This is a genomic window from Aeromicrobium ginsengisoli, assembly GCF_004134905.2.
GTDB classification, from domain to species: domain Bacteria; phylum Actinomycetota; class Actinomycetes; order Propionibacteriales; family Nocardioidaceae; genus Aeromicrobium; species Aeromicrobium ginsengisoli.
Genome location: NZ_SDPQ02000002.1, coordinates 932,915 through 958,601 on the forward strand (window position 1 = coordinate 932,915; position 25,687 = coordinate 958,601).

The window sequence follows — 25,687 nt, forward strand, 5'->3', positions numbered from 1 at the left end:
GGAGTGACGCGCATGCCGCAGGACACCGCCCCCGACGCCGGCCTTGTGGGGTTGGAGGAGACGCCGCACACCGGAGAGGCGATCGCCGAGGACGGCACGCTCGTCGAGCCGCAGGCCGACGACTTCGGCCACGCCGAACAGGCCACGAGCGACCCCGAGTGGTTCAAGCGTGCCGTGTTCTACGAGGTGCTCGTCCGCGCGTTCTCCGACTCCAACGGCGACGGCACCGGCGACCTGCGAGGACTCGCCGACAAGCTCGACTACCTCCAGTGGCTCGGCGTCGACTGCCTGTGGCTGCCACCGTTCTACGCCTCGCCGCTGCGCGACGGCGGCTACGACATCAGCGACTTTCGCGCCGTGCTGCCCGAGTTCGGCACGGTCGAGGACTTCGTCCACCTCCTTGAGGAGGCGCACAAGCGCGACATCCGCGTCATCACCGACCTCGTCCTCAACCACACCTCCGACGCGCACCCGTGGTTCCAGCAGTCCCGCAACGATCCCGACGGGCCCTACGGCGACTACTACGTGTGGGGCGACGACGACCAGCGCTACGCCGACGCGCGCATCATCTTCGTCGACACCGAGACGTCCAACTGGACCTACGACCCCGTGCGCGGCCAGTTCTACTGGCACCGCTTCTTCAGCCACCAGCCCGACCTCAACTTCGAGAACGAAGAGGTCCAGGAGGCGATGCTCGACGTCCTGCGCTTCTGGCTCGACCTCGGCATCGACGGCTTCCGGCTCGACGCCGTGCCCTACCTGTTCGAGGAGGAGGGCACCAACTGCGAGAACCTCCCGCGTACGCACGAATACCTTCGCAAGTGCCGCGAGACCGTCGACCGGGAGTATCCCGGCCGCATCCTGCTCGCCGAGGCCAACCAGTGGCCGTCCGACGTGGTCGAGTACTTCGGCGATCCCAAGGTCGGCGGCGACGAGTGCCACATGGCGTTCCACTTCCCGCTCATGCCGCGCATCTTCATGGCCGTACGCCGGGAGTCGCGGTTCCCGATCTCGGAGATCCTGGCCCAGACGCCGGAGATCCCGTCGGGCACCCAGTGGGGCATCTTCCTGCGCAACCACGACGAGCTGACGCTCGAGATGGTGACCGACGACGAGCGCGACTACATGTATCGCGAGTACGCCAGCGATCCGCGCATGAAGGCCAACATCGGCATCCGCCGGAGGCTCGCGCCCCTGCTCGACAACGACCGCAACCAGCTCGAGCTGTTCACCGCGATGCTGCTCAGCCTGCCGGGATCGCCCGTCCTCTACTACGGCGATGAGATCGGGATGGGCGACAACATCTGGCTCGGCGACCGAGATGCCGTACGTACGCCGATGCAGTGGTCGCCCGACCGCAACGCCGGCTTCTCCAGGTCGGATCCCGGCCGCATCTACCTCCCGCCGATCATGGACCCGACCTACGGCTACGAGGCGATCAACGTCGAGGCGCAGCAGAGCAACGCGATGTCGCTGCTCAACTGGACCCGCCGCATGATCGAGGTGCGCAAGCAGCACAACGCGTTCGCCGAGGGGGAGTTCGTCGACCTCGGCGGCTCGAACCCGAGCGTGCTGGCCTACAAGCGGGTCTGGGAACGGCCCGACGGCGAGAAGGACGTGGTCCTCTGCGTCAACAACCTCTCGAGGTTCCCGCAGCCCGTCGAGCTGGATCTGTCCGAGCACCTGACCTACACGCCGGTCGAGCTGACCGGCAGCGTGCGCTTCCCGCGCATCGGCGAGCTGCCCTATCTGCTGACCCTGCCGGGCCACGGCTTCTACTGGTTCCAGCTGTCCGAGCTCGGCGACGAGGGCGAGAGGAGGAGCCAGGCATGAGTGGACCCGTTGAGGCCAACGAAGCGGTGACGTCACGCGACGAGCTCGTCGAGCACCTCGCCGCCGCGCTGCCCGAGTGGCTGCCGACCCAGCGCTGGTTCGGCGGCAAGGATCGCGAGATCACGGCCGTACGCCCGGTGTCGTGGACGACGCTGCTCGACGGCGACCCGTTGCTCATCCACCTCATCGTCGAGGTCGAGCAGGGTGATCGCACCGAGCCCTACCAGCTCCTGATCGGCAGTCGGCAGAGCCAGGTGCCCGACGTTGCGGCCTCGGCATCGATCGGGCTCGAGAACGGGCTGACCTGCTACGAGGCCAGCGGCGATGCTGATCTCACGGCCTGCCTGCTCGAGCTGATCATCGCCGGTGAGCCGGTCGACGAGCTGCGGTTCGAGCGCGAGCCCGACGTCGAGCTGACCGCGGGGCTCCGTGCGCACCCCATCACGTCCGAGCAGAGCAACACCTCGCTGGTCTACGGCAACCAGTACATCCTCAAGCTGTTCCGCAAGCTCACGCCCGGGCTCAACAAGGACCTCATGTTGCACCGCGCGCTCCGCGACGTGGACTGCCAGCACATCGCCGACCCGCTCGGCTCGATCTCGGGTGAGCTCCACGGGGAGGAGCTGACGATCGGGATGCTGCAGCGCTTCATGCCCGACGCCGCCGACGGCTGGGTCATGGCCACCACGAGCGTCCGCGACTTCATGGCCGATCCGTCAGGGCTGCCGCCGGAGGAGCTCGGCGGCGACTTCGCCGGCGAGGCATACCGGCTCGGCAAGGCCGTTGCCACGGTGCACGCCGACCTCGCGACGGCGCTCGGCACCGAGCTCGCCGATTCCGCCGAGCTCGAACGCACGGTCGCCGCCATGACGGAACGGCTCGACCGGGTCACCGCCGAGCTGCCGGCGCTGGCCGACCACGGCCCCGGGCTCCGCGAGGCGTTCGGCAAGGTCGCGGCGCTCCAGGACCCAGTGTCGATGCAGTACGTCCACGGCGATCTGCACCTCGGACAGGTCCTGCGGACGATCAACGGCTGGCTGTTGCTCGACTTCGAGGGTGAGCCGGCCGCGACGCTCGCCGAACGCTCCGCGCTGCGATCGCCGCTGCGCGATGTCGCCGGCATGCTGCGCTCGTTCGACTACGCCGCCCAGCAGCTGCTGGTCGGCCAGCCCGAGGACGCCGAACGCACCGCCCGCGCCATGCAGTGGGCGCGGCGCAACCGTGCCGCGTTCTGCGACGGCTATGCCCACGTCGCCGAGCACGACCCGCGCGACAGCGCGGACCTGCTGCGAGCCCTCGAGCTCGACAAGGCGGTCTACGAGGTCTCCTACGAGCACGCCAACCGGCCAGACTGGCTCACCGTGCCGCTGGCGTCAATCGACCGGATCATGACCGAAGGTGAGTGAGATGAGCGAGCGCCAGCGAGCGAACAACGGGAATGATGACGCACAGACACACGACTGGCCCGCAGCTGTGGGCGAGCTCGACCTGCACCTCATCAGCGAGGGCCGGCACGAGCGCCTGTGGGAGGTGCTCGGCGCCCACGTGCGTACGTACGTGGGCGCCGAGGGGCCGGTCGAAGGCACCTCGTTCGCCGTCTGGGCGCCCAACGCACAGGCCGTGCAGCTCGCGGGTGACTTCAACTTCTGGGACAGCGGCAACCACTCGATGCGCTCGCTCGGCGATGCCGGCGTGTGGGACCTGTTCGTCCCCGGCATCGGCATCGGCACGCACTACAAGTTCCGCATCCTCGGCCCTGACGGTCAGTGGCACGAGAAGGCCGACCCCATGGCATTCCGCGCCGAGGTGCCACCCGCCACGGCGTCGGTCGTGACGACTCCGCAGCACACCTGGACGGACGACTCGTGGGTCGCCAAGCGCAACTCCACGTCATGGCTCGAGGCGCCGATGAGCATCTACGAGGTGCACCTCGGCTCATGGCGACCCGGGCTCAGCTATCGCGAGCTCGCCGACGAGCTGGCCGATTACCTCACCGAGACCGGGTTCACCCACGTCCAGCTCATGCCCGTCGCCGAGCACCCTTTCGGCGGCTCGTGGGGCTACCAGGTCACCTCCTACTACGCACCGACCTCGCGCTTCGGCTCGCCCGACGACTTCCGCTGGTTCGTCGACGAGATGCACCAGCGCGGTTTCGGCGTCATCGTCGACTGGGTCCCGGCGCACTTCCCCCGCGACGAGTGGGCGCTGGCACGCTTCGACGGCACACCTCTCTATGAGCACCCGGATCCGCGCCGCGGCGAGCAGCCGGACTGGGGCACGTACGTGTTCGACTTCGGCCGGCCCGAGGTCCGCAACTTCCTGGTCGCCAACGCACTGTTCTGGCTCGAGGAGTTCCACCTCGACGGCTTGCGCGTCGATGCCGTCGCATCGATGCTCTACCTCGACTACTCCCGCAAGGACGGTCAGTGGGTCGCCAACCAGCACGGCGGCCGCGAGAACCTCGAGGCGGTCCAGCTGCTGCAGGAGCTCAACGCGACGGTCTACAAGCACCACCCCGGCGTGGTCATGGTCGCCGAGGAGTCGACCGCGTGGCCGGGCGTCAGCAGTCCCACCGACAGCGGCGGTCTCGGCTTCGGCTTCAAGTGGAACATGGGTTGGATGCACGACACGCTCGACTACCTCGGCCACGAGCCGATCCACCGGTCGTACCACCACGGCGAGATGACGTTCGCGATCGACTACGCCTGGACCGAGAACTTCATCCTGCCGCTGTCGCACGACGAGGTCGTCCACGGCAAGGGATCGCTGTGGCAGCGCATGCCCGGCGACGACTGGAACAAGGCCGCCGGCGTACGTTCGCTGCTGGCCTTCATGTGGGCGCACCCGGGCAAGCAGATGCTGTTCATGGGCGGTGAGTTCGGCCAGGAGGGGGAGTGGGCCGAGTCCCGCTCGCTGGAGTGGCACGAGCTGGACCAGCCGCTGCACTCCGGCATCCTGCACCTGGTCAGCGACCTCAACACCTATTACAAGGGCGCGCCGGCGCTCTACTCGGCCGACTGTCGCCCCGAGGGCTTCCAGTGGATCGACGCCAGCGACGTCGCCGGCAACGTCATCTGCTTCCTGCGGATCGGCTCGGACGGCTCGACGCTCGCTTGTGTCGCCAACTTCTCCGGCTCGCCGCACCACGACTATCGAGTCGGGCTGCCCTCGGCCGGCACGTGGCGCGAGGTCATCAACACCGACAGTGAGGTCTACGGCGGTTCGGGCGTCGGCAATCTCGGTACGGTCGAGGCGATCGCCGAGCCCTGGCACGGCCAACCCGCCTCCGCGCTGCTCCAGCTGCCGCCTGCCGGCGTGCTCTGGCTCGCCCCGGCCTGACACGATCAGCCGCCAGCACATGACTTTCGACCGGTGCTGGTCGTTGATCCTGCAGTGACTCGATCGAGGCGCGAATTCGGCAAGTCCGACGCGTCTCGCCGCGTCGCCGGAAGCAATGTGACACACGGTACGCATGGGGCATACTGAGCACGAAGTGCCACCCAGCGGTGTAGATGAAAGGGAGTCATGACCGACTCAGAGTCCAACCAGCCGGTCGAGCGTCGGCGCGCCGACCCGTTGCAGGTCGCGGCCGACATGCTCGCGGACGAGGACGCGGAGAACACTCCCGCGCCGCGCCGGGACTCCGGTGCGAGCAAGGACGACTCAGCTCACCGAACCAGCCCCGACGACGTTCTGTCGCAGGCCGCCGCCAGCATCGACGAGAACACGACGTCCGAGGGCGACGACGATGACAGCCCGCGTGCCCGCAGGGCAGCCGCACGTGCTGCGCGTCAGGCCGCGGCCGACAAGCGCAAGGCCGAGCGTGCTGCTGCCAAGGCGTTCGCAGCCTCCAAGCGTCATGCCGTACGCCGCGACGAACCGCAGGCTGAATCGGCTCCGCAGGAGAAGACTCTCGCCGAGAAGCTCGACGCCGCACGTCAGGCCGTGTCGACGCCTCCCGACCAGGTCGACAACGAGACCGAGCGCACCGCGGCGTTCGACGCGGTGACCGAGAGCCCTGCCCAGGAAGCGCCCGTGGCCGAGCAGGCCGAGCCGGCGCAGGTCGAAGCGCCGGCCGAGACGACCGTTGAGCGGCCCGCCGCCGACGACACCGTGCACGGCTCGCCGTTCTCCGGCCTCGGTGGAGCGCAGACGGCAGGAGAGCTTACGGGCGACGAGACCCCACAGCCCGAGCAGCCCCAGGTCGTCGAGGAGCCCGTCGTCGAGACGATCGAGAACGAAGCCCCCGCAGCGCCGGTCGAGGAGCCCCGGCCCGTCGAAGAGACCCAGCCCGTCGAGGAGCCAGCGCCCGTCGAAGAGACCCAGCCCGTCGAGGAGCCGGCAGCCGTCGAGACTCCTCAAGCGGCGCCAGCGCCCGCCCAGGCCACGTTCGCGGAGAAGCTTGCTGCGGCCAGCGCCGCTGCACAGCAGCGGGTTGCACAGGCCCGCGCTGAGGCTGCGCGCCTGATGGAGGAGGCGGCTCGAGAGCGCGCCGAGGTCTCCGCACGACTGCAGTCCGACGAAGCCGCCCAGCGCGAGATCGCGGCACAGAAGCTCAAGGCCGCCGAGCAGGCTGCTGCCGAGCGCGTCAGCGCCGCCCAGCAGGAGGCCGACCGCGTCACCGCCGAGATCGAGCGCGAGCGCGCTGCCGCAGCGGCCAAGATCGCCGAGCTCCAGAAGGCCGCCGACGAGCGGGTCGCGGCTGCCAAGGCCGAGGCCGAGCGCCAGGCGCAGCAGCGCATCCAGCAGGCCAACGCCGAGGCACTCCGCCTCGCCGAAGAGGCCGAGGCCGAAGCCAAGCGCGTCGCCGAGCGGCGCCTCGCCGAGTCCGAGCTGGCCGCCGAGGAGGCTGCCAACCGCCGCCTCCAGGCTGCCGAGCAGGACGCGCAGCGTCGCATCGAGGCCGCTCGTGCCGAGGCGGAGAACGTCGCCGCCCAGGCTGCCGCCGACCGTGAGGCTGCCCTGACGCAGCTCGCCAAGGAGCGCGAGGCCGCCGACGCCCGCCTCGTCGAGGTCAAGGCCGAGGCCGAGCGCATCGTCGCGGAGGCAGACCGTACGTCCGCCAGCCACGTCGCCGCGGCCCAGGCCGAGGCCGAGAAGGTCGCACAGCAGGCTGCCGCCGACCGCGAGGCCGCCCTCGCTCAACTCGCCAAGGAGCGCGAGGAGGCCGACGCCCGTCTGGCCGAGGTCAAGGCTGAGGCGGAGCGCACGGTCCGGGAGGCTGAGGAGTCCGCAGGCTCGCACGTCGCGGCCGCCAAGGCAGAGGCAGAGAAATACGCCCAGGAGACCGCCGCCGAGCGCGTCGCCATCGCCGTACGCGTGTCCGATGCGGAGCGTGCCGCCGAGGAGAAGCTCGTCGCCGCCAAGGTGCAAGCCGATCGCCTGGCCGCCGAGGCCGCACAGCGCCACGCCGAAGCCGCTGCCGAGCTCGCCCGTGAGCGTGACGAGGCCAAGGCCCTCGTCGAGCGCGCCAACGAAGAGGCCGACAAGCTGGCCAAGGAGGCCGAGGCAGAACGCGCTGAGGCCGCGGCGAAGCTCGCCGAGGCAGAGCGCATGGCGGCCGAGAAGATCCGCGCGGCCCAGGCTGAGGCCGAGCGGGTCGCTGCCGAGGCCAACGAGGCCGCTCGGCAGGCCAGCGATGCTCGTGAGAAGGCCGAGCGCAAGCTCGCCGAGGACGTCGAGGCGGCTCGCCTCGATGCCGAGCGCAAGGTGGCCCAGGCCGAGAAGGATGCCGCCGAACGGATCGCCCAGGCACAGGCCGAGGCCCGCCGCCTCGCGGAGAAGTCTGAGCAGGACGCGCGCGAGCGTGTCGCTGCTGCGCAGGCCGAGGCCGAGCGGGTCACGGTCCAGTCCAAGCGCGACGCGCAGGAACGCCTGAGCCAGGCCGTCGCTGCGGCACGCTCCGCAGCGGAGGAGAAGCTGCAGGAGGCCGAGCGCACGGCTCTGGAGTGGGTCGCTGCCGCTGAGGCCGAGGCCGAACGGGTCGCGCAGGAACACATCGTGATGGCCAACCACTCGTCGGCATCCACACCCCTGACGGCACCTGAGCCACTGGTTGACGAGTACGTCGACGAGGCACCCGACGCTGACACCGATGAACATTCGCCCGAGGAGGTGAATGACGACTCCGGGCAGGTCGCCCCCAAGATCAAAAAAAGGGTCGTCCGACGCAAGTGAGGTCCTGACTGCCGGTTCCATCGCCGCTGATCTCGTCGACGACGACACGTCTGACGAGATCACCTCGGGTACGTCCGGGGTTTCGGCGACGTTCGACCTGCCCCAGGCGATCAACCGGGTCGAGCCGATCGAGGACCCTCCGGCACGGGAGATCGCTGCTCCGGAGCCCGAGCCTGCTCCCAGCCGGAGCGAGCTCAAGGCTGCCCGGCGTGAGGAGCGCGCGGAAGCCAAGGCCGCTCGCCGCCGTGAGCACGAGGAAGCTGTTCAGGCCAAGGTCGAGGCCAAGCGTCAGGCACGCGAGGAACGCGAGCAGGCGAAGCAACGCGAGCACGAGGAACGCGAGCAGGCGAAGCAGCGCGAACGCGAGGAACGCGAGCAGGCGAAGCAGCGCGAACGCGAGGAACGCGAGCAGGCGAAGCAGGCCGAGCGTGAGCAGGCCGAGCAACGGGCCCACGAGGAGCGTGAGCAGGCCGAGCAACGGGCCCACGAGGAGCGTGAGCAGGCCGAGCAACGGGCCCGCGAGGAACGCGAGCAGGCCGAGCGACAGGCTGCCGCCGCTCGCGAGCAGGAGGCCGCCGATCAGGCTGCTCGTGAGCAGGAAGCCGCCGACGAGGCCGCCCGCGAGCAGGAAGCGGCCGAGTCCGATGAGTCCCAGGACGTTGCGGAGCCCGTCGTCACCGAGGCTGAGCCGCTGGTCGAGCCTGAGCCGCAACCCGTCGCTCCCACCCAGGCGACCATCGGGCTGACCAAGCGACTCGAGGCCGAGCGGCTGAGGCTCGCCGCCGAGCGGGAGAAGCGCGAGGCCGAGGAGCAGGCACGCGTCGAGCAGGAAAAGGCAGACGCCGCTGCGGAGGAGGCGAAGCTCGCCGCTCGCCGCGAGCGTGACGAGGCCAAGTCGGCCTCTCGCCAGGCGCGCGTCGACGCCAAGCTCGAGCGCAAGCGCGCCAAGGAGGCCCGACTCGACGCCAAGCACGCGGCACGCCAGCAACGCAACGAGGACCGCGAGCGGGCCGCCGCAGCCAAGATCCAGGCGCGTGCCGAGGCCGCCGCGGCGAAGGCAGCCGAGCGCGTCGACACGCGTACCGCTGAGATGGAGGCCCCCGAGATCACCCAGCCGGCTGTGGCCGCCGAGGCCGAGATGCCGGCAGCCGCGCTCCGGGACATCGAGGTCGAGTCGGTCGAGACCGTCATCGACGCGCCCGACGAGCCGGGCCAGACTGCCCCCGACGTCGAGGCCGAACCGTCCACCGACGAGATGGCCGCCGCTGGTGACGCCAGGGCCGAGGTCAGGGAAGCCAAGCGCGCCGCGCGCCGCGAACGCAACGAAGCGAAGCAAGCCGCCCGTCAGGCACGCGTCGATGCCAAGGAGTCGGCCCGGCAGGAGCGCCTCGAAGCCAAGGACGCGCTGCGTCGCGAGAGGCAGGAAGCCGAGGACGCCGTACGCCGCGAGCGCGAGGAAGCCAAGGAAGCTGCGCGTCGCGAGCGTGAAGAGGCTGAGAAGGCCGAGCAGCTGGCTCGTGAGGACGCTGAGCGTCGTGAGCGCGAGGAGGCTGAGAAGGCCGAGCAGCTGGCTCGTGAGGACGCTGAGCGTCGTGAGCGCGAGGAGGCCGAGAAGGCCGCGCCGGTCGAGGAGCCTGAGCAGGCGGACGAAGATCTGCCAGAACAGGTCGAGGCTGAAGCTGCCGACGAGCCGTTGGACGCCGACGAACAGGTCGATGTCGACGAGTCCACCGACGAGCCGGTGGACGCGGACGAACAGGTCGACGACAGCGACGACGTCGAGGACGAGAAGCAGATCGCCGCTCGCGTGGCCGCTGAGGCCCGCGAGGCCCAGCGCCTCGAGCGCCAGCAGGCCAAGGAGGCCGCCCGCCGCGAGCGCGAGGAGTCCAAGGCCGCTGCCCGCGACGCCAAGGCCGCGCACCGCGCCGAGAAGAAGGCCGACCGCGTCGTCGAGGCGCCCCGTGAGCCCAAGGTCTCGTTCCTGGAGCGCCGCCGCAAGAAGGCGGCCGAACGCGATCCGAGCAAGGCTTCGGGCGGCCGCAACGTCATCGCGGTGCTCGCCGTGACGGTCGGGGCCCTGGGCCTGGTCTGTTCGCTCGTCCTGGCGATCGGCGCCTTCATGGCGGCGCTCGGCACGACGGACAGCAACAGTGCCTACGACACGCTTTCGTCACTGTGCGACACGCTCGTGGGGCCACTGCGGGACGTCTTCTCGTTCTCCGGCACCAACGCCGAGATGAAGGAGGCCGTGGTCTCCTGGGGCGGCGGTTCGATGATCTACGTGCTCGTCGGGATGTTCGCGCAGTCCTACCTGCGGTCCCGCATCGACGACGACTGAGCGCGGCGGGTGTGACCTAACCCATGCCCGTGACGTGTCGCCCGCATTGCTACCTCTAGGTAACATTCAGATGACGAAGGGCCGCCTCATTTCAGCGCCACAGGCGTGGGATGGTGGCTCTTGCACAGTCCAGAGACTGCCGTGACGGCTGTTCGGTCGTCGCGTCCCAGATTCACAGGAGGGTCCTCGTGACCAAAATCGTTGTCGCTGTGAAGTACGTTCCGGATGCCACGGCTGACCGGACCTTCAGCGCCGATAACACCGTCGACCGTGTTGGTGTTGATGGTTTGCTGTCCGAGCTTGATGAGTACGCGGTGGAGCAGGCGCTCCAGGTCGTCGAGGCCGGCGAGGGTGAGGTCACCGTCCTGACGGTGGGCCCCGAGCAGGCTTCCGATGCGGTGCGCAAGGCCCTGCAGATGGGCGCCGACGCGGGCGTGCACGTGCAGGACGACGCGATTCACGGTTCGGACGCGTTCGCGACGTCGCTGGTGCTGGCTGAGGCGATCAAGAAGCTCGACTACGACCTGGTGTTCTTCGGCATGGCGTCGACCGACGGTGGTCTGGGTGTCGTTCCGACCCTCGTCGCCGAGCGTCTGGGCCTGCCGGCAGTCACGTTCGCGTCGGAGGTCAGCGTTGACGGTGACACGGTCAAGATCCGCCGCGACGGCGATGTCGCCACGCAGGAGATCGAGGCGTCCGGCAAGGTCGTCGTCTCGGTGACGGACCAGTCCGGTGAGGCTCGTTATCCGTCGTTCAAGGGCATCATGGCCGCCAAGAAGAAGGACGTCCAGGAGTGGACGCTCGCCGATCTCGGCCTCGACGCCGGCTCGGTCGGCCTCGACAACGCGTGGACCAAGGTCGAGTCGTTCGAGCCCCGCCCGCCGCGCACTGCCGGTGAGATCGTCACGGACGAGGGAGACGGCGGCGCCAAGCTCGTCGAGTTCCTCGCCTCCAAGAAGTTCGTCTGAGAAGGGCACTGACACATGACTGAAGTACTCGTTCTGATCGACGCCCCTGACGGCAAGGTCACCAAGCCTTCGCTCGAGCTGCTCACGATCGCCCGCCGCATCGGCGAGCCGTCCGCGGTGGTCTTCGGGTCGGCCGACAACGCCACGCTCACCGAATACGGTGCGGAGAAGATCTACACGTACGACGACGCCGCCTACGCCGAGTTCCTGGTCGGCCCCAAGGCCGAGGCGCTCGCGCAGCTCGTCGCCGACAAGTCCCCGGCTGCCGTGCTCGTCGGCGCCAGCACCGAGGGCAAGGAGATCAGCGCCCGGGTGGCGCTCAAGACAGAGTCCGGCTGGATCAGCGACGCGGTCGACGTGCAGGCCGATGGTGGCACCATCACCACGACCCAGTCGGTGTTCGCCGGCAACTTCACCGTGAAGTCCAACGTGACCAAGGGCGCGCCGGTCATCACGGTCAAGCCCAACTCGACCGCTCCGGAGGCTGCACCGGCTGCAGGTGCTGTCGAAGCGGTCACGGCTGACATCTCCGACGCTGCCAAGACGGCCAAGATCACGTCGTCCAAGCCCAAGGAGGCTTCGGGTCGTCCGGAGCTGACCGAGGCCGCGATCGTGGTGTCGGGTGGACGTGGCACCGGTGGCGACTTCTCCGAGGTCGAGGCGTTCGCCGACTCGCTCGGTGCTGCTGTTGGGGCGTCCCGTGCGGCGGTCGACTCGGGTTGGTACCCGCACTCGTTCCAGGTCGGCCAGACCGGCAAGACCGTTTCGCCGCAGCTGTATGTCGCCAACGGCATCTCCGGTGCGATCCAGCACAGGGCCGGCATGCAGACGTCCAAGACGATCATCGCGGTCAACAAGGACGACGAGGCACCGATCTTCGAGCTCGTCGACTTCGGCGTCGTGGGCGACCTCAAGGCCGTCCTCCCGCAGGCCACCGAAGAGATCAAGAAGCGCAAGGGCTGACCACCAGATCAGCTCGACACGACGGCCGGCTCACCACGGTGAGCCGGCCGTCGGCGTTCGCGGCACGTACCAGCATGTGAAACGGCGGTCTGACCCGTGAGAACCAGCGTGGATGAGTCCGCAGGACTATTGACTTCACCGTGTCGGCCGCCGTCTACCTTTTGGTAACACTTTGATTAAGCAGCCCTGCAATGCTGTCCCGTGAGCCGGTCGCAGTGATAGTCATAGGGGGCGCGCGCCAGCGTGCACCAGACAATCACAGGAGGAATCCATGCGACTCTCTCGGCGTACCCGCCTTGCGGGTGTGGCGTTGATCGCGGCCGGCAGCCTTACCCTGGCGGCTTGTGGCGGCGGCAGCGACGACAAGAGCGAGGGCGGCGGTGGCAGCAAGTCCGTCATCACGGTCTACGGCACCAACCCCCAGAACCCGCTGATCCCGACCGCTACCAACGAGGTCGGTGGCGGAGACCCGATCGACAACCTCTTCTCCGGTCTGGTGGCCTACAACACCGACGGTTCGGTGACCAACGAGGTTGCCAAGTCCATCGAGCCCGACGCGGCCAAGAAGGTGTGGACCGTCACCCTCAAGGACGGCCAGAAGTTCACCGACGGCTCGGCCGTCACGGCTGAGTCGTTCGTCAAGGCGTGGAACTACGGCGCCAACCCGGACAACAAGCAGCTCAACAACTACTTCTTCTACCCGATCGAGGGCACCGACGACATCGGCAACACCGTCAAGGGTGCCAAGACGGTGTCGGGCCTCAAGGTCATCGACGACAAGAAATTCACGATCACGCTGAAGTCGGCGGAGTCGGACTTCCCGCTTCGTCTCGGCTACTCGGCCTACTTCCCGGTCCCAGACTCGGCCTACGACTCCGCGGGCAAGATCACCAAGGAGTACGGCGAGCACCCGATCGGCAACGGCCCCTACAAGCTCACGAAGTCGGGCTGGGAGCGCAACAAGCAGATCTCGCTTGAGCCGAACCCGGACTACCAGGGTGTCCACAAGCCGAAGAACGGCGGACTGATCTTCAAGTTCTACGCCGGTGGCGGCACGGACGCGGCTTACACCGACGTCCAGTCGGGCAACCTCGACGTCCTCGACCAGGTCCCGCCGAGCGCGCTGACCACGTTCGAGAGCGACGACAAGGTCAAGGCCTACAACGAGCCCGGCTCGAGCTTCTCCTCCCTGACGATCCCGGAGCGCCTTGCGCACTTCGGCAACGACGAGGAAGGCGACCTGCGTCGCGCGGCCATCTCCGAGGCGATCAACCGTCCCGAGATCACCGAGAAGATCTTCAACAACGCTCGTACGCCTGCCAGCGACTTCACGTCGCCGGTGCTCGACGGCTGGACCGACAAGGTTGCCGGCAACGAGGTGCTGAAGTTCAACGCCGAGGACGCCAAGGCCAAGTGGGCCGCGGCTGACAAGATCGCCAAGTGGGACGGCAAGTTCGTCGTCGCCTACAACAACGACGGTGCCGGCAACAAGGAGTTCACCGAGGCGATGACCAACCAGCTCAAGAACACGCTGGGGATCGACGCCGAGCCGAAGGTCTACGCGACGTTCGACGAGCTCCGCAAGGACGTCACCGACCGTACGATCAAGACCGCGTTCCGCACCGGTTGGCAGGCGGACTACCCGTCGATGCTCAACTACCTCGGACCGATCTACGCCACGGGCGCCGGCTCGAACGACGGCGACTACAGCAACAAGGACTTCGACAAGTTGATCCAGGAAGCCTCCGCTGCTGAAGGCGCTGCGCGTTACAAGCTCATCGGCGAGGCGCAGGCCATCTTGATGAAGGACCTGCCGGCCATCCCGCTGTGGTACCAGAACGCCACCGCAGTGACGGCCAAGGACCTCAAGGGGTTCGTGTTCAACTGGAAGCAGAAGCCGGACTACTACGCACTGACGAAGTAGTACCGCCGGTGTGACGGACGGAGGCGGCCCGCTGGGCTGCCTCCGTTCCGTCCGCCATGTCCAGGCCGGCACCAGCTGGCCCAACCCCCGGGTGTTGTGCTTTCGGAGTACCGTGAAGCCGGACCGCGTGGGTCCACGCTTCCACGACCTTCAGGAGATCAACCATGTGGTGGTACGTCGCCAAACGGTTGTTGCAAACCATCCCGGTGTTCATCGGCGCCGTGGCCATCCTCTTCCTCCTGTTGCAGTTGCGACAGGGCGACCCCGTACTCAACCTCGCCGGCAACAAACCGGTGTCGCAGGAAGTACGCAACGCGATCGCAGCGCAGTACCACCTGGACGATCCGTGGTACTCCCAGATGTTCTACTTCATCAAGGGTGCCTTGACCCTTGACTTCGGCAACACCTTCTCCGGTCAGCCCGTCATGGACCTGATCAAGGAGACGTTCCCCGTCACCGTGACGCTGGCCTTCATGGCCCTCCTGATCGACGCGATCCTCGGCATCACGATCGGTACGATCGCCGGCCTCAACCGCAACGGCTTCTTCGACTCGACCGCACTGGTCATCTCGCTGCTGCTCATCTCGATCCCGATCTTCGTGCTCGGCTTCGTGATGCAGTTGATCTTCGGTGTCAAGCTCGGCTGGACGTCTCCAACGGTGGGCGGTGACTGGACTGTGACCGACCTGATCCTGCCGGCCATCGTGCTGGCGATCGCCAACTTCGCCTATACGATCCGCCTGACGCGCACCTCGGTCGCCGAGAACCTCAGCGCCGACCACGTGCGAACCGCACGCGCCAAGGGCCTGTCCAACCGGGCTGTGGTGCGCAACCACGTGCTGCGCAACTCGCTGGTCCCGGTCGTCACCTACATCGGCATCAACCTCGGCTCGCTCATGGCCGGTGCCGTCATCACCGAGACAATTTTCAACGTGCCGGGCATCGGCAACGCCGCCTACCAGGCGATCCAGCAGGGACAGACAGCCACGGTCGTGGCCATCGTGACGTTCATGGTCATGGTCTACGTGCTGATGAGCCTGCTGGTCGACCTGATCTACGCCGTACTCGACCCGAGGATCCGCTATGCATGAGACCCAACCGGGGACCCGCCCTGGCCAGGAACGTTTTGTCGCGCCGGTCGACGAGACCCCGTTGCGCGAGATCGACGCCGTCGACATCGACGCCGTCCCCGCCAACCAGTGGAAAGAGGCGTGGAAGCGCCTGCGCGTCTCGATCCTGTTCTGGCTCTCGGTGGTGATCCTCGGTGTGATCGCGGCGATGATCTTCTTCCCGACGCTGTTCACCGACGTCAAGCCGACCACGGTGGACCTGGGCAAGAGCTTCGACCCGGCATCCGACGGACACCCGTTCGGCTACAACCAGCAGGGCTACGACGTCTGGTCGCGAACGGTCTACGGTGCCCGCGCCTCGGTCGCGGTCGGCTTCTTCACCACGATCTTGACGACGATCCTCGGTGTCGTGACCGGCGCCGTCGCCGGCTACTACGGCAAGTTCGCCGACACGATCATCTCGCGCCTGAGCGACATCTTCTTCTCGATCCCGCTGCTGCTGGCCTGCATCGTCACCGTCTCGGTCCTCAACAACCGGTTCCCTGATCGCGGCTTCTGGCTCTCCGTCCTCGTGGTCGTGCTGGCATTGGCGTTGTTCGCCTGGCCACAGATCACCCGGCAGATGCGTGGCGCGGTGCTCGAGACCAAGAACCTCGAGTTCGTCGACGCCGCCACCGCGATCGGTGCGTCCAGGATGAAGAACCTGTGGCGGCACATCGTCCCCAACGCCCTTGCACCCGTCATCGTGACGGCCACGATCTCGCTCGGCGTGTTCATCGTCGCCGAGACCTCGCTGTCGTTCCTGGGTCTCGGCCTGCCGCCCAGCGTCGCCTCGTGGGGCAACGACCTGTCGGCCGCCCAGTCGCAGGTCCGGTCGGGCCAGCACCTGAGGGTCATGTACGTCCCGGCGGCCGCTCTCGCGCTCACCGTCCTCGGCTTCATCCTGCTGGGTGAGGCCGTTCGAGAAGCACTCGACCCGAAGGCGAGGAAGAAGTGAAGGGCACCGAGCCTCTGCTCAAGGTCGAGAACCTCAGCGTCGGCTTCACCGCCGGCAAGCAGGTCCTCACGGCCGTCGACCAGGCCAACCTGACCATCTATCCCGGCCAGACCATTGCGATCGTGGGGGAGTCCGGATCCGGCAAGTCCACGCTGGCGCACGCGGTCATCGGCCTGCTGCCCGGCACCGGCAGGGTCCTGGGTGGCGAGATCCAATTCGAGGGCACAGACATCAGTCGCTCCTCGCGCAGCAAGATCCTGGCGCTGCGCGGATCCGAGATCGGCCTAGTGCCGCAGGACCCGATGTCCAACCTCAACCCGTTGTGGAAGGTCGGCTTCCAGATCAAGGAAGCCCTCGTCGCCAACGGCGTTGCCAGCGGCCACGCGGCTGACAAGCGAGTCATCGAGCTGCTCGAGGAGGCCGGTCTGCCGGACGCCGAGCGCCGGGCTCGCCAGTATCCCCACGAGTTCTCCGGCGGCATGCGCCAACGTGCGCTCATCGCGATGGGCCTCGCCGCACGTCCGAAGCTCTTGATCGCCGACGAGCCCACCTCGGCGCTCGACGTGACGGTTCAGAAGCAGATCTTGGACCACCTCGACCAGCTGACCGACACGCTGGGCGTCGCCGTCATGCTGATCACCCACGATCTCGGCCTCGCCGCCGAACGGGCCGACCACCTCGTCGTGATGTATCGCGGCCGGATCGTCGAGTCCGGACCGGCGCGGGACATCCTGCAGAGCCCGGAACACCCCTACACCAAGCGTCTTGTCTCCAAGGCGCCTTCGCTGGCGTCGCAGCGGCTGTCGTCCGTACGGGCGAGGGCCGAGGTGCGTGAGCAGGCTGTGCAGACCGCCGCGGAGATCGCCGAAGAGGTGGCACAGAGCGACGCGGAGTTCGGCGAGGGGCGCAACGACATCATCGTGGCGGAGAACCTCACCAAGATCTTCAAGCTGCGCGGCGCCAAGCCGTGGCAGAAGGTCGACTTCGCGGCAGTGGACGACGTGTCGTTCAGCCTGCGTCGTGGCACCACGACCGCGATCGTGGGCGAGTCCGGATCGGGCAAGTCGACCGTCGCCCGCATGGTGCTCGACCTGCTCCCGCCGTCGTCGGGTCGCGTACTGTTCGACGGCCGCGACGTCAATGAGCTCAAGTCCAAGTCGGAACGGCTCAGGCTGCGCCGGCAGATGCAGCCGGTGTTCCAGAACCCGTACGCGTCGCTCGACCCGCTCTACTCGATCTACCAGTCGATCGAGGAGCCGCTTCGCACCCACGACGTGGGCACGAAGAAGGAGCGCGAGACGCGGGTGCGTGACCTGCTCGACAAGGTCTCGCTGCCGACCACCGTCATGTCCCGCTATCCGGGCGAGCTGTCCGGCGGCCAGCGGCAACGCGTCGCGATCGCCCGGGCCCTCGCGCTCGAGCCGGAGGTCGTGATCTGCGACGAGGCGGTCTCGGCGCTCGACGTCCTGGTCCAGGCGCAGATCCTCGAGCTGCTCAACGACCTGCAGGCCGAGCTCGGCCTGAGCTACCTGTTCATCACCCACGACCTCGCGGTCGTGCGGCAGATCGCCGACAACGTGATCGTGATGCAGGACGGCAAGGTCGTGGAGTCGGCGGCGGTCTCTGAGGTCTTCGACAACCCGCAGAAGGACTACACGCGCAAGCTGCTGGATGCCATCCCGGGTGCGTCGATCGAGCTCGGGGCCTGATTTCTGCTCTGATCCTGCGCCGCTTCTTGACTGCCTGCCGTACGCTGTCGTCTGGGAGCGGGCGCTAGCGAAGGGTCGGCATGAGGCGTTGGGTGCTCTCCTTGGCGATGGTTGCCGGCTGTCTGATGCTGCCGTCGGTCGCGGAGGCTGGCACCACCGGCACCGCTGACGTACAGCCGTCGTCGTCCTACGGGGCGCATGACGCCACGGGCCTGATCGTCTCGACCGACGGGTTGTTGCCCGAGGCGGTGCTGCGGCGGATCTCGTTGCTGCTGGGGCGCGATGTCGTCGGCCAGACACCGATGGGCGGCTCGGCCGTGGCGTTGCGCCTGGACCACACCCTGCCGGCGTCGAGCGTACGGCTGCTGAGCAAGCTCCTGAACCTCCTGCCCGGTGTCGCCCACGTCAGTCCCGACCTCGTGGCGACGAGCGACTCGGTGCCCAACGACTCGTACTTCCCGCAGCAGACCAACCTCTGGACGCCCGTGCCGGTGTCATCGGACTCCGGCGGCGAGGACCCGCCGGTCGGACCGGACTTCAGCATGGACGCGCCGACGATGTGGGACGCCACGCGGGGCAGCAAGTCGGTCGTCGTGGCACTCGTCGACGGCGGACTCGTCGCGCATCCCGACCTGGCGAAGCAGGCCGTGCCGGGCTACGACCTGATCGCCGACCCCCGCAACTCCAAGGACGGCGACGGCCGGGACCCGAATGCAGCAGATCCCGGCAACGCCTCCAACGGCAGGTACTGCGCCGCCCATCCCAGCACGTGGCACGGCACGCACGTGGCCGGCATTGTCGCGGCTCTGCGCAACAACGGCATCGGCATCTCCGGCATCGCGCCGGGTGTGGCCATCCAGCCCGTGCGGGTGGTGGGCCAGTGCGGCGCGACGATGTCGGACATCATCGCCGGCATCCGCTGGGCCTCCGGCGGGGACGTTCCCGGAGTCCCGCGCAACAAGACCCCGGCCGACGTCATCAACGTCTCGCTGTCGAGCAGCGTCACCGACCTGAAGTGCCCGGCGGCGTACCAGGACGTCATCGACGAGGCCCGGTCCCGCGGCGCGATCGTCGTCGTGTCGGCCGGCAACCAGAGCGAGTCGCTCCTCAACCGCACGCCGGCCAACTGCCAGGGCGTGCTGTCGGTGGGCGCCACCGACATCGACGGCAGCCTCACGTCGTACACGAACGCCGGGCGCACGATCGGCATCATGGCGCAAGGCGGCGAGGTCGGGCCGAACGAGGGCATCTGGTCGACCGTCGATGCCGGGACCGCCGGTCCGGTGCGGCCGACGTACGGACAGAACTCGGGCACCTCGATGGCAGCGCCGGCCGTGTCCGCCGCCGCAGCGCTGGTGCTCTCGCTGGGTCACTTCACGAATGACCAGGTCGTCCAGGTGCTCAAGGCGGCCGCGCTCAAGCCGCCGGAGTTCGACAGCTACTACACGTGCATCTCGCACGACCCCACGACCGGTGTGGAGCGGAACGTGTGCGGTGCCGGCATCCTCAACCTGGCGAGCATCCCGGCGCCGGTCGGGCACCCGGTCCTGCAGGGTGGCTCGACGGTCGGCAGCACCCTGTCGTTCACGCCGGGGCGGTGGAACGGTCATCCGGACTCGGTGACGTACCAGTGGCTGCGGGACGGGACGCCGATCGCCGGGGCCACCACGACGTCGTACGTGCTGGCGGGTGCCGACCTGGGTCGGACGCTGACGGTGCGGTCGACGGCGCACACGCAGGGCTATCCGGACTTCTCCGGACTCTCGGCCGCCAAGGCGGTGCCCAAGGCCACGGCATCGGTGACGCTGCGCCTGTCGGCGACCCGTGCGCGCGTCAACACGACTCGGCTGTACGCGTACGTGACCGTCACTGCGGCTCAGGGGCAGTCGCCGACCGGGAGCGTCGAGGCATACGTGGATGGTCGCCGGGTGGCGCTCGTGGCGCTGAGCTCGGGCCGTGCGCAGGTGCGGCTGCCGGTCTTCTCGACGACCGGGTCGCACAAGGTGCAGATGCGTTATGGCGGCAATTCCCGGGTGTCCTACAAGTGGTCGCCGTCGGTCTGGGTGAGTGTGTCGAAGTAGTCCCTGAGGCGGATTGACTCCTTCGAACACATGTTCGAAGATGAGTGAATGACCGTAGCTCCTGCCCCGACCCTGGACGAGCTGCGAGCCCGCGTCGACCAGATGCAGGGCCGCCCCGCAGCCCAGCCCGTCGCGACGCACCCCGCGTTCGCAGGGCTGCTGCAATTGCAGACCGGATCGAGCTATGCGGTCGACTCGGCGAGCCTCGCGATGGCGCTGATGGCGGGCCCCTCGGCCGATGGCGCGTGGTGCGGGGTCGTGGGGTCGGCGGAGTTCGGGCTCGAGGCGGCCGCTGCGGCCGGGGTCGAGCTGCGCCGGACGATCCTGGTGCCGGATCCGGGGGAGGCGTGGCTCGAGGTCACGGCTGCGCTGATCGACGTGCTGGGCGTCGTCGTGGTGGCCGCGCCCGCAGAGATCTCGGGCAAGGACGTCAGCCGCATCAGCGCCCGCCTGCGACAGCGCGGTGCCGTCCTCATCACCTACGGTGACTGGCCGCGGTGCGACGCCCGGCTGTCGTTGCGTGACGCCGAATGGGTCGGGCTGGGGCGCGGGCACGGGCACCTGCAGGGCCGCCGGGTCACGGTCGAGGTCCAGCGCGGCACGGCTCCGGTCCGCACGGGACAGCTGTGGCTGCCCGATCGCGCCCAGGTCATCCGTCGCGCCGAGCAGGAGCCGACCCAGCTGCGGAGCGTGAGCTAGGTGTCTCGCACGATGGTGCTGTGGGCGCCGGACTGGCCGATCGTCGCGGTCGAGAGCTCGGCCTCGACGCCTGCAGCGGTGCTCCACAAGGGTCATGTGCTGGCCTGCTCGCAGGCGGCGCGGGCCGAAGGCGTACGCCGGGGCATGCGGCGGCGCGATGCCCAGTCGCGGTGTCCGGGGCTGGCCCTGCACGACTACAACCCCGACGCCGATGCCCGGGCCTTCGAGACGGTGCTGACCGCGATCGAGGAGCTCAGCCCCGGCGTGGCGCCGCTGCGGCCCGGGCTCTGCGCGATCAATGTGCCGGCCCGGTTCTACGGCGGTGAGGCCGAGGCGGCGGCGGTCATCGCCGAGCGGCTCGTACGCCTGGGGGTGTGGGACGTCCGGGCCGGCATCGCCGACGGGCTCTTCGCCGCCGAGCAGGCCGCTCGCCGCGCGCTCGCCCAGGACAGCCTCGTCGTACCTCCCGGTGGGTCGGCGCAGTTCCTGCGGGACCTGCCCGTCGACGCCCTCGACGACGAGTCCATCGTGGGGTTGCTGCGCCGCATGGGGTTGCTGACCCTCGGCGACTTCGCCGCCTTGGCGCCCGCTGACGTGCACACCCGGTTCGGCACGCACGGCGAGCTGCTGCACCGCATGGCGCGCGGCCTCAATCCGCAGCCGATCAGCCGGCGACAGGTGCCGCCGGAGTTCGAGGCGACGTTGATGCTGGAGCCGCCGCTCGACCTGGCGGAGCAGATCGCGTTCAGCGTACGCACGACGGCCGAGAAGTTCGTCACCGATCTCGCGGGTCACGGGCTGGTGTGCACGACGGTCCTGATCGAGGTCGACACCGACGGTTCGCTGGCGACGTCCCGGCGGTGGATGCATCCGCGCTGGTTCGGCCCGACCGACCTGGTCGACCGGGTGCGTTGGCAGCTGTCGGTCGACGGGGTGATTCGGGCACCGGTCGATGCCGTACGCCTGATTCCCGAGGTCACCGAGCCGCTCGGCGACCACGCCGACAGCCTCTTCGGCGGTGGACCGGACGAACGGGTCGAGCGCGGGGTGGCGCGGGTGCAGAGCATCGTCGGGCACGAGGCGGTCGTGTCGGTCTCGGTGCAGGGCGGTCGCGGGCCGGCCGAGCGTCAGCTGCTCGCTCCGTGGGGGGAGCGACCCGTCGCCGCCCGGGCGGTGGGGCTGCCGTGGCCGGGCAGCCTGCCGCCTCCTGCGCCGGCGACGGTCTATCTCGAGCCGCAGCAGGCGATGGTCGTCGGTGCCGAGGGGCAGGCCATCGGGGTCACCGGGCGCGGCATGGTCACGGGGGAGCCGGCGCGGTTCCGGGCGGCCGCCGGTCAGGACTGGCAGCCCGTGGCGTCGTGGGCCGGACCGTGGCCGGTCGACGACCAGTGGTGGGACGAGGTCGCGGCCCGCCGCATCGCCCGGTTCCAGGTCGTCGGTGTCGACGGCAGTGCCTATCTCATGATCGTCGAGGGCGGCTCCTGGTGGACGGAGGCCCGCTATGACTGACGGGGGTTGCTGATGGGGTGGAACAACCCGGACGTCTCGTGGCGTGAGCTCGAACGGCGGTTGTCCGGCAGGCCCGAGCCGGACGGCGGTGACGCACCGGGCTGGTCGCGCAAGCGGGCCAAGACCCAGCCCAAGGAGCTCACGCGTCCCGACGGCCCCGTCGTGCCCTATGCCGAGCTGCACTGCCACAGCAACTTCAGCTTCCTCGACGGCGCCAGCGGTCCCGACCAGCTGGTCGAGGAAGCGATCGCCTTGGGCTTGCACGGCCTGGCGCTGACCGACCACGACGGGTTCTACGGTGCGCCGCGGTTCGCCGAGGAGGCGGTCAAGTACGAGGAGCTGGGCCTCAAGACGATCTTCGGCGCCGAGCTGTCCCTCGGGCTCAGCAAGCCGCAGAACGGCGCCGCCGACCCCGAGGGCAGCCACCTGTTGGTGCTCGCACGCGGGGTCGAGGGCTATCACCGGCTCGCCGCCGCCATGACCGACGCGCACTTCCGCGGCGACGAGAAGGGCCGGCCCGTCTATGACCTCGAGGAGCTCGCCGAGAGGGGCCGCGACCACTGGCTGATCCTCACCGGGTGCCGCAAGGGTCACGTACGCCAGAGGCTCGCGGCGGGCGGGCTCGACGAGGCGGCGACCGCGCTCGACCGGCTCACCGCGCTGTTCGGTCTCGACAACGTCGTCGTCGAGCTGATCGACCACGGCTTCCCCGCCGACAGCACGACCAACGACGCGCTCGCCGAGCTCGCCGCGATGCACGGCCTGCCGACGGTCGCGACCAACAACGTGCACTTCGCCCGGCCCGGCACCCGCCAGCTCGCGGCCGCGATGGCGGCAGTCCGGGCGCGTCGCAGCCTCACCGACATGGACGGCTGGCTGCCGGCCACGGGCGCGGCGCACCTGCGGTCCGGCGCCGAGATGATGGCTCTTTTTGCGAGATTCCCGGGGGCGGTCGAACGTACGGTCGCGATCGCCGACGAGCTGGCCTTCGACCTGCGCGCGGCGACGCCTCGGCTGCCTCACCGCGGCATCCCCGAGGGACATACCGCCATGAGCTATCTGCGTGAGCTCGCCGATCAGGGCATCCGCGATCGCTACGCCCACAACCCCGACGAGGCGCGCAGGCGCATCGACCGCGAGCTCCAGGTCATCGAGGAGAAGGACTTCCCGGGCTACTTCCTGATCGTCCGCGACATCGTCATGGAGGCCCGGCGTCGCAAGATCCTCTGCCAGGGCCGGGGCTCGTCGGCCAACTCCGCGCTCTGCTATGCCCTGGGCATCACGGCGGTCGACTCGATCTTCTACAACCTGCCGTTCGAGCGGTTCCTCGCCACGACACGCGAGGAGGAGCCCGACATCGATGTCGACTTCGACTCCGACCGGCGCGAGGAGATCATCCAGTGGGTCTACGAGACCTACGGCCGGCACAACGCCGCGCAGGTCGCCAACGTCATCAGCTATCGGCCACGCTCAGCCGTACGCGATGCGGCCAAGGCGCTCGGCTACTCGCCGGGCCAGCAGGATGCGTGGTCCAAGCAGATCGACGCGTGGAGCGCGATCTCGGCCGAGGACACGAACGACGTACCCCCACAGGTCGTCTCGCTGGCGCAGCAGCTGCTCGGCGGCCCGCGGCACCTGGGCATCCATTCGGGCGGCATGATCCTCGCCGAGCGGCCCATCGGTGAGGTCTGCCCCATTGAGCGGGGCCGCATGGACAACCGCACGGTGCTGCAGTGGGACAAGGACGCGTGCGAGTGGATGGGGCTGGTCAAGTTCGACCTGCTGGGCCTCGGCATGCTCGGCGCGCTCGACCACACGATGCGGATCGTCGCGGAGCACCTGGGCGAGGAGTGGGACCTCGCCTCGATGCCCAAGGAGGAGGCCGCGGTCTACGACATGTTGTGCCGGGCCGACTCGATCGGGGTGTTCCAGGTCGAGAGTCGCGCCCAGATCGGCACGCTGCCGCGGCTGCAGCCTCGGTCCTACTACGACCTCGCGATCGAGATCGCCTTGATCCGCCCCGGCCCGATCCAGGGTGGCGCGGTGCACCCCTACATCCGGCGGGCCACGGGCCGGGAGCCCGTCACGTACGCGCATCCGGCGCTCAAGGAGGTGCTCGAACGTACGCTCGGCGTCCCGCTGTTCCAGGAGCAGCTGATGCAGGTGGCGATCAAGCTTGGTGGGTGCACCGGCGACGAGGCCGACCTGCTGCGCCGGGCGATGGGCTCCAAACGCGGCATCGAGCGCATCGAGTCGTTGCGGCTCAAGCTCTACGAGGGCATGGCCGCCCACGGCATCACGGGGGAGGAGGCCGACACGATCTATCTCAAGATCCAGTCGTTCGCCAACTTCGGCTTCGCCGAGAGCCATGCGTTGAGCTTCGCGCTGCTGGTCTATGCCAGCTCGTGGCTCAAGCTGCACTATCCCGCGGCGTTCCTCGCGGCGCTGCTGCGCAACCAGCCGATGGGCTTCTACTCGCCGCAGTCGCTCGTGACCGATGCGCGCCACCACGGCGTCACGATCCTGCGGCCCGACATCATGCACTCGCAGGCGCAGGCCGACCTGGAGGTCATCGAGAGTGCCGAGGCGACCGGCCTCGACACCTGTCTCGAGCGCGAGCAGCCACCCGTCCCGACGTTCGTCCGCGGCACGCCGGACCCGACCCCCGAGCATCGTCGCGACGGGGGCTTCGCCGTACGTCTGGGGCTCGACGAGGTGCAAGGGGTGGGCCTCGATGTCGCCCGCCGCATCGTCGCCGAGCGCGACCGTCAGTCGTTCAAGGACATGGCCGATGTGTCGCGCCGGGCCGAGCTGACCGTCGCGCAGATGGAGTCGCTGGCCACGGCGGGGGCGTTCGACGGGTTCGGCCTGTCGCGCCGGCAGGCGCTGTGGAACGCCGGTTATGTCGAGAACCTCGATCAGCTCGAGGGCACCTCGGTCCAGTCGCCACCGCCGATGCTGCCGGGCATGTCCGAGGTCGAGGAGACCATGGCCGACCTCTGGGCGACCCGCATCTCGCCGGAGAAGCATCCCGTCGAGTTCCTCCGCCCGCTGCTGACGTCCGAGGGCATCCACTCCGTCGCCGGGCTGGCCGACGCCGAGTCGGGCCGCCGGGTCAGGGTCGCCGGCCTGATCACCCACCGGCAGCGTCCTGCGACGGCCGTGGGGGTGACGTTCCTCAACGTCGAGGACGAGACCGGGATGCTCAACGTCGTGTGCTCGCAGGCGCTGTGGAACCGCTATCGCCGGGTCGGCCGCAACTCAGCCGGCTTGATCATCCGCGGCAAGCTCGAACGCTTCGACGGCGTCACCAACCTTGTCGCCGACAAGCTCGAGCGCATCGAGACGGTCTATCCCGAGGCCGCCGCCGCGATCCCCGCCAAGCACCAAGGCCGCAACTTCCGCTGAGGCCCCTCTGC

General features: G+C 68.8%; 15 protein-coding genes. All 15 read left to right on the forward strand.

Annotated features, from left to right (window positions below; genetic code table 11):
• Window positions 1-12 precede the first annotated feature (12 nt).
• The 15 genes from treS to ESP70_RS11490 all read left to right on the forward strand — a co-directional run bounded on the left by treS (window position 13) and on the right by ESP70_RS11490 (window position 25,676).
• Window positions 13-1,833 (forward strand): maltose alpha-D-glucosyltransferase, encoded by a 1,821-nt coding sequence (gene treS, locus ESP70_RS11420; RefSeq protein WP_149689376.1) that lies wholly within the window; start codon window positions 13-15, stop codon window positions 1,831-1,833.
• On the forward strand, window positions 1,830-3,239 hold the full coding sequence (locus tag ESP70_RS11425; RefSeq protein ID WP_188110597.1) for a maltokinase N-terminal cap-like domain-containing protein: 1,410 nt from the start codon (window positions 1,830-1,832) through the stop codon (window positions 3,237-3,239). The genes treS and ESP70_RS11425 overlap by 4 nt, the downstream gene beginning before the upstream one ends.
• A gap of 1 nt (window position 3,240) precedes the next feature.
• On the forward strand, window positions 3,241-5,172 hold the full coding sequence (gene glgB / locus ESP70_RS11430; protein ID WP_149689377.1) for a 1,4-alpha-glucan branching protein GlgB: 1,932 nt from the start codon (window positions 3,241-3,243) through the stop codon (window positions 5,170-5,172).
• Between the two features lie 186 nt (window positions 5,173-5,358).
• A complete protein-coding gene (locus tag ESP70_RS11435; protein ID WP_149689378.1) occupies window positions 5,359-8,010 on the forward strand; it encodes a coiled-coil domain-containing protein in 2,652 nt (883 codons plus the stop codon).
• Window positions 7,952-10,348: a hypothetical protein gene (locus ESP70_RS11440; RefSeq protein WP_149689379.1), complete on the forward strand. Its 2,397-nt coding sequence runs from the start codon at window positions 7,952-7,954 to the stop codon at window positions 10,346-10,348. The genes ESP70_RS11435 and ESP70_RS11440 overlap by 59 nt, the downstream gene beginning before the upstream one ends.
• Before the next feature lie 188 nt (window positions 10,349-10,536).
• Window positions 10,537-11,316 carry an electron transfer flavoprotein subunit beta/FixA family protein gene (locus tag ESP70_RS11445; protein ID WP_246162004.1) on the forward strand — a complete coding sequence of 260 codons (780 nt, stop codon included), beginning with the start codon at window positions 10,537-10,539 and terminating at the stop codon, window positions 11,314-11,316.
• Between the two features lie 15 nt (window positions 11,317-11,331).
• The gene (locus ESP70_RS11450) at window positions 11,332-12,279 is read left to right on the forward strand and encodes an electron transfer flavoprotein subunit alpha/FixB family protein (protein WP_149689381.1); all 948 of its coding nucleotides are present in this window, start codon (window positions 11,332-11,334) and stop codon (window positions 12,277-12,279) included.
• 271 nt (window positions 12,280-12,550) lie between these two features.
• Window positions 12,551-14,203 carry a peptide ABC transporter substrate-binding protein gene (locus ESP70_RS11455; RefSeq protein WP_149689382.1) on the forward strand — a complete coding sequence of 551 codons (1,653 nt, stop codon included), beginning with the start codon at window positions 12,551-12,553 and terminating at the stop codon, window positions 14,201-14,203.
• A gap of 164 nt (window positions 14,204-14,367) precedes the next feature.
• The gene (locus ESP70_RS11460) at window positions 14,368-15,294 is read left to right on the forward strand and encodes an ABC transporter permease (RefSeq protein ID WP_149689383.1); all 927 of its coding nucleotides are present in this window, start codon (window positions 14,368-14,370) and stop codon (window positions 15,292-15,294) included.
• A complete protein-coding gene (locus tag ESP70_RS11465; protein ID WP_149689384.1) occupies window positions 15,287-16,270 on the forward strand; it encodes an ABC transporter permease in 984 nt (327 codons plus the stop codon). The genes ESP70_RS11460 and ESP70_RS11465 overlap by 8 nt, the downstream gene beginning before the upstream one ends.
• Window positions 16,267-17,979 (forward strand): dipeptide ABC transporter ATP-binding protein, encoded by a 1,713-nt coding sequence (locus ESP70_RS11470; protein ID WP_149689385.1) that lies wholly within the window; start codon window positions 16,267-16,269, stop codon window positions 17,977-17,979. The genes ESP70_RS11465 and ESP70_RS11470 overlap by 4 nt, the downstream gene beginning before the upstream one ends.
• A gap of 80 nt (window positions 17,980-18,059) precedes the next feature.
• Entirely contained in the window at window positions 18,060-20,060 is a 2,001-nt protein-coding gene (locus tag ESP70_RS11475) for a S8 family serine peptidase (protein WP_149689386.1), read from the forward strand.
• A gap of 48 nt (window positions 20,061-20,108) precedes the next feature.
• The gene (locus ESP70_RS11480; RefSeq protein ID WP_149689387.1) at window positions 20,109-20,759 is read left to right on the forward strand and encodes a hypothetical protein; all 651 of its coding nucleotides are present in this window, start codon (window positions 20,109-20,111) and stop codon (window positions 20,757-20,759) included.
• Entirely contained in the window at window positions 20,760-22,268 is a 1,509-nt protein-coding gene (locus ESP70_RS11485; protein WP_246162005.1) for a DNA polymerase Y family protein, read from the forward strand.
• A 12-nt stretch (window positions 22,269-22,280) separates the two neighbouring features.
• Window positions 22,281-25,676: an error-prone DNA polymerase gene (locus ESP70_RS11490; RefSeq protein ID WP_149689388.1), complete on the forward strand. Its 3,396-nt coding sequence runs from the start codon at window positions 22,281-22,283 to the stop codon at window positions 25,674-25,676.
• Window positions 25,677-25,687: the final 11 nt, after the last annotated feature.

Bases quoted from the DNA above. Each gene is read 5' to 3' on its own strand.
- treS (WP_149689376.1), top strand. From the start codon at position 13: ATGCCGCAGGACACCGCCCCCGACGCCGGCCTTGTGGGGTTGGAGGAG.
- ESP70_RS11425 (WP_188110597.1), top strand. From the start codon at position 1,830: ATGAGTGGACCCGTTGAGGCCAACGAAGCGGTGACGTCACGCGACGAG.
- glgB (WP_149689377.1), top strand. From the start codon at position 3,241: ATGAGCGAGCGCCAGCGAGCGAACAACGGGAATGATGACGCACAGACA.
- ESP70_RS11435 (WP_149689378.1), top strand. From the start codon at position 5,359: ATGACCGACTCAGAGTCCAACCAGCCGGTCGAGCGTCGGCGCGCCGAC.
- ESP70_RS11440 (WP_149689379.1), top strand. From the start codon at position 7,952: ATGACGACTCCGGGCAGGTCGCCCCCAAGATCAAAAAAAGGGTCGTCC.
- ESP70_RS11450 (WP_149689381.1), top strand. From the start codon at position 11,332: ATGACTGAAGTACTCGTTCTGATCGACGCCCCTGACGGCAAGGTCACC.
- ESP70_RS11455 (WP_149689382.1), top strand. From the start codon at position 12,551: ATGCGACTCTCTCGGCGTACCCGCCTTGCGGGTGTGGCGTTGATCGCG.
- ESP70_RS11460 (WP_149689383.1), top strand. From the start codon at position 14,368: ATGTGGTGGTACGTCGCCAAACGGTTGTTGCAAACCATCCCGGTGTTC.
- ESP70_RS11465 (WP_149689384.1), top strand. From the start codon at position 15,287: ATGCATGAGACCCAACCGGGGACCCGCCCTGGCCAGGAACGTTTTGTC.
- ESP70_RS11475 (WP_149689386.1), top strand. From the start codon at position 18,060: ATGAGGCGTTGGGTGCTCTCCTTGGCGATGGTTGCCGGCTGTCTGATG.
- ESP70_RS11480 (WP_149689387.1), top strand. From the start codon at position 20,109: ATGACCGTAGCTCCTGCCCCGACCCTGGACGAGCTGCGAGCCCGCGTC.
- ESP70_RS11490 (WP_149689388.1), top strand. From the start codon at position 22,281: ATGGGGTGGAACAACCCGGACGTCTCGTGGCGTGAGCTCGAACGGCGG.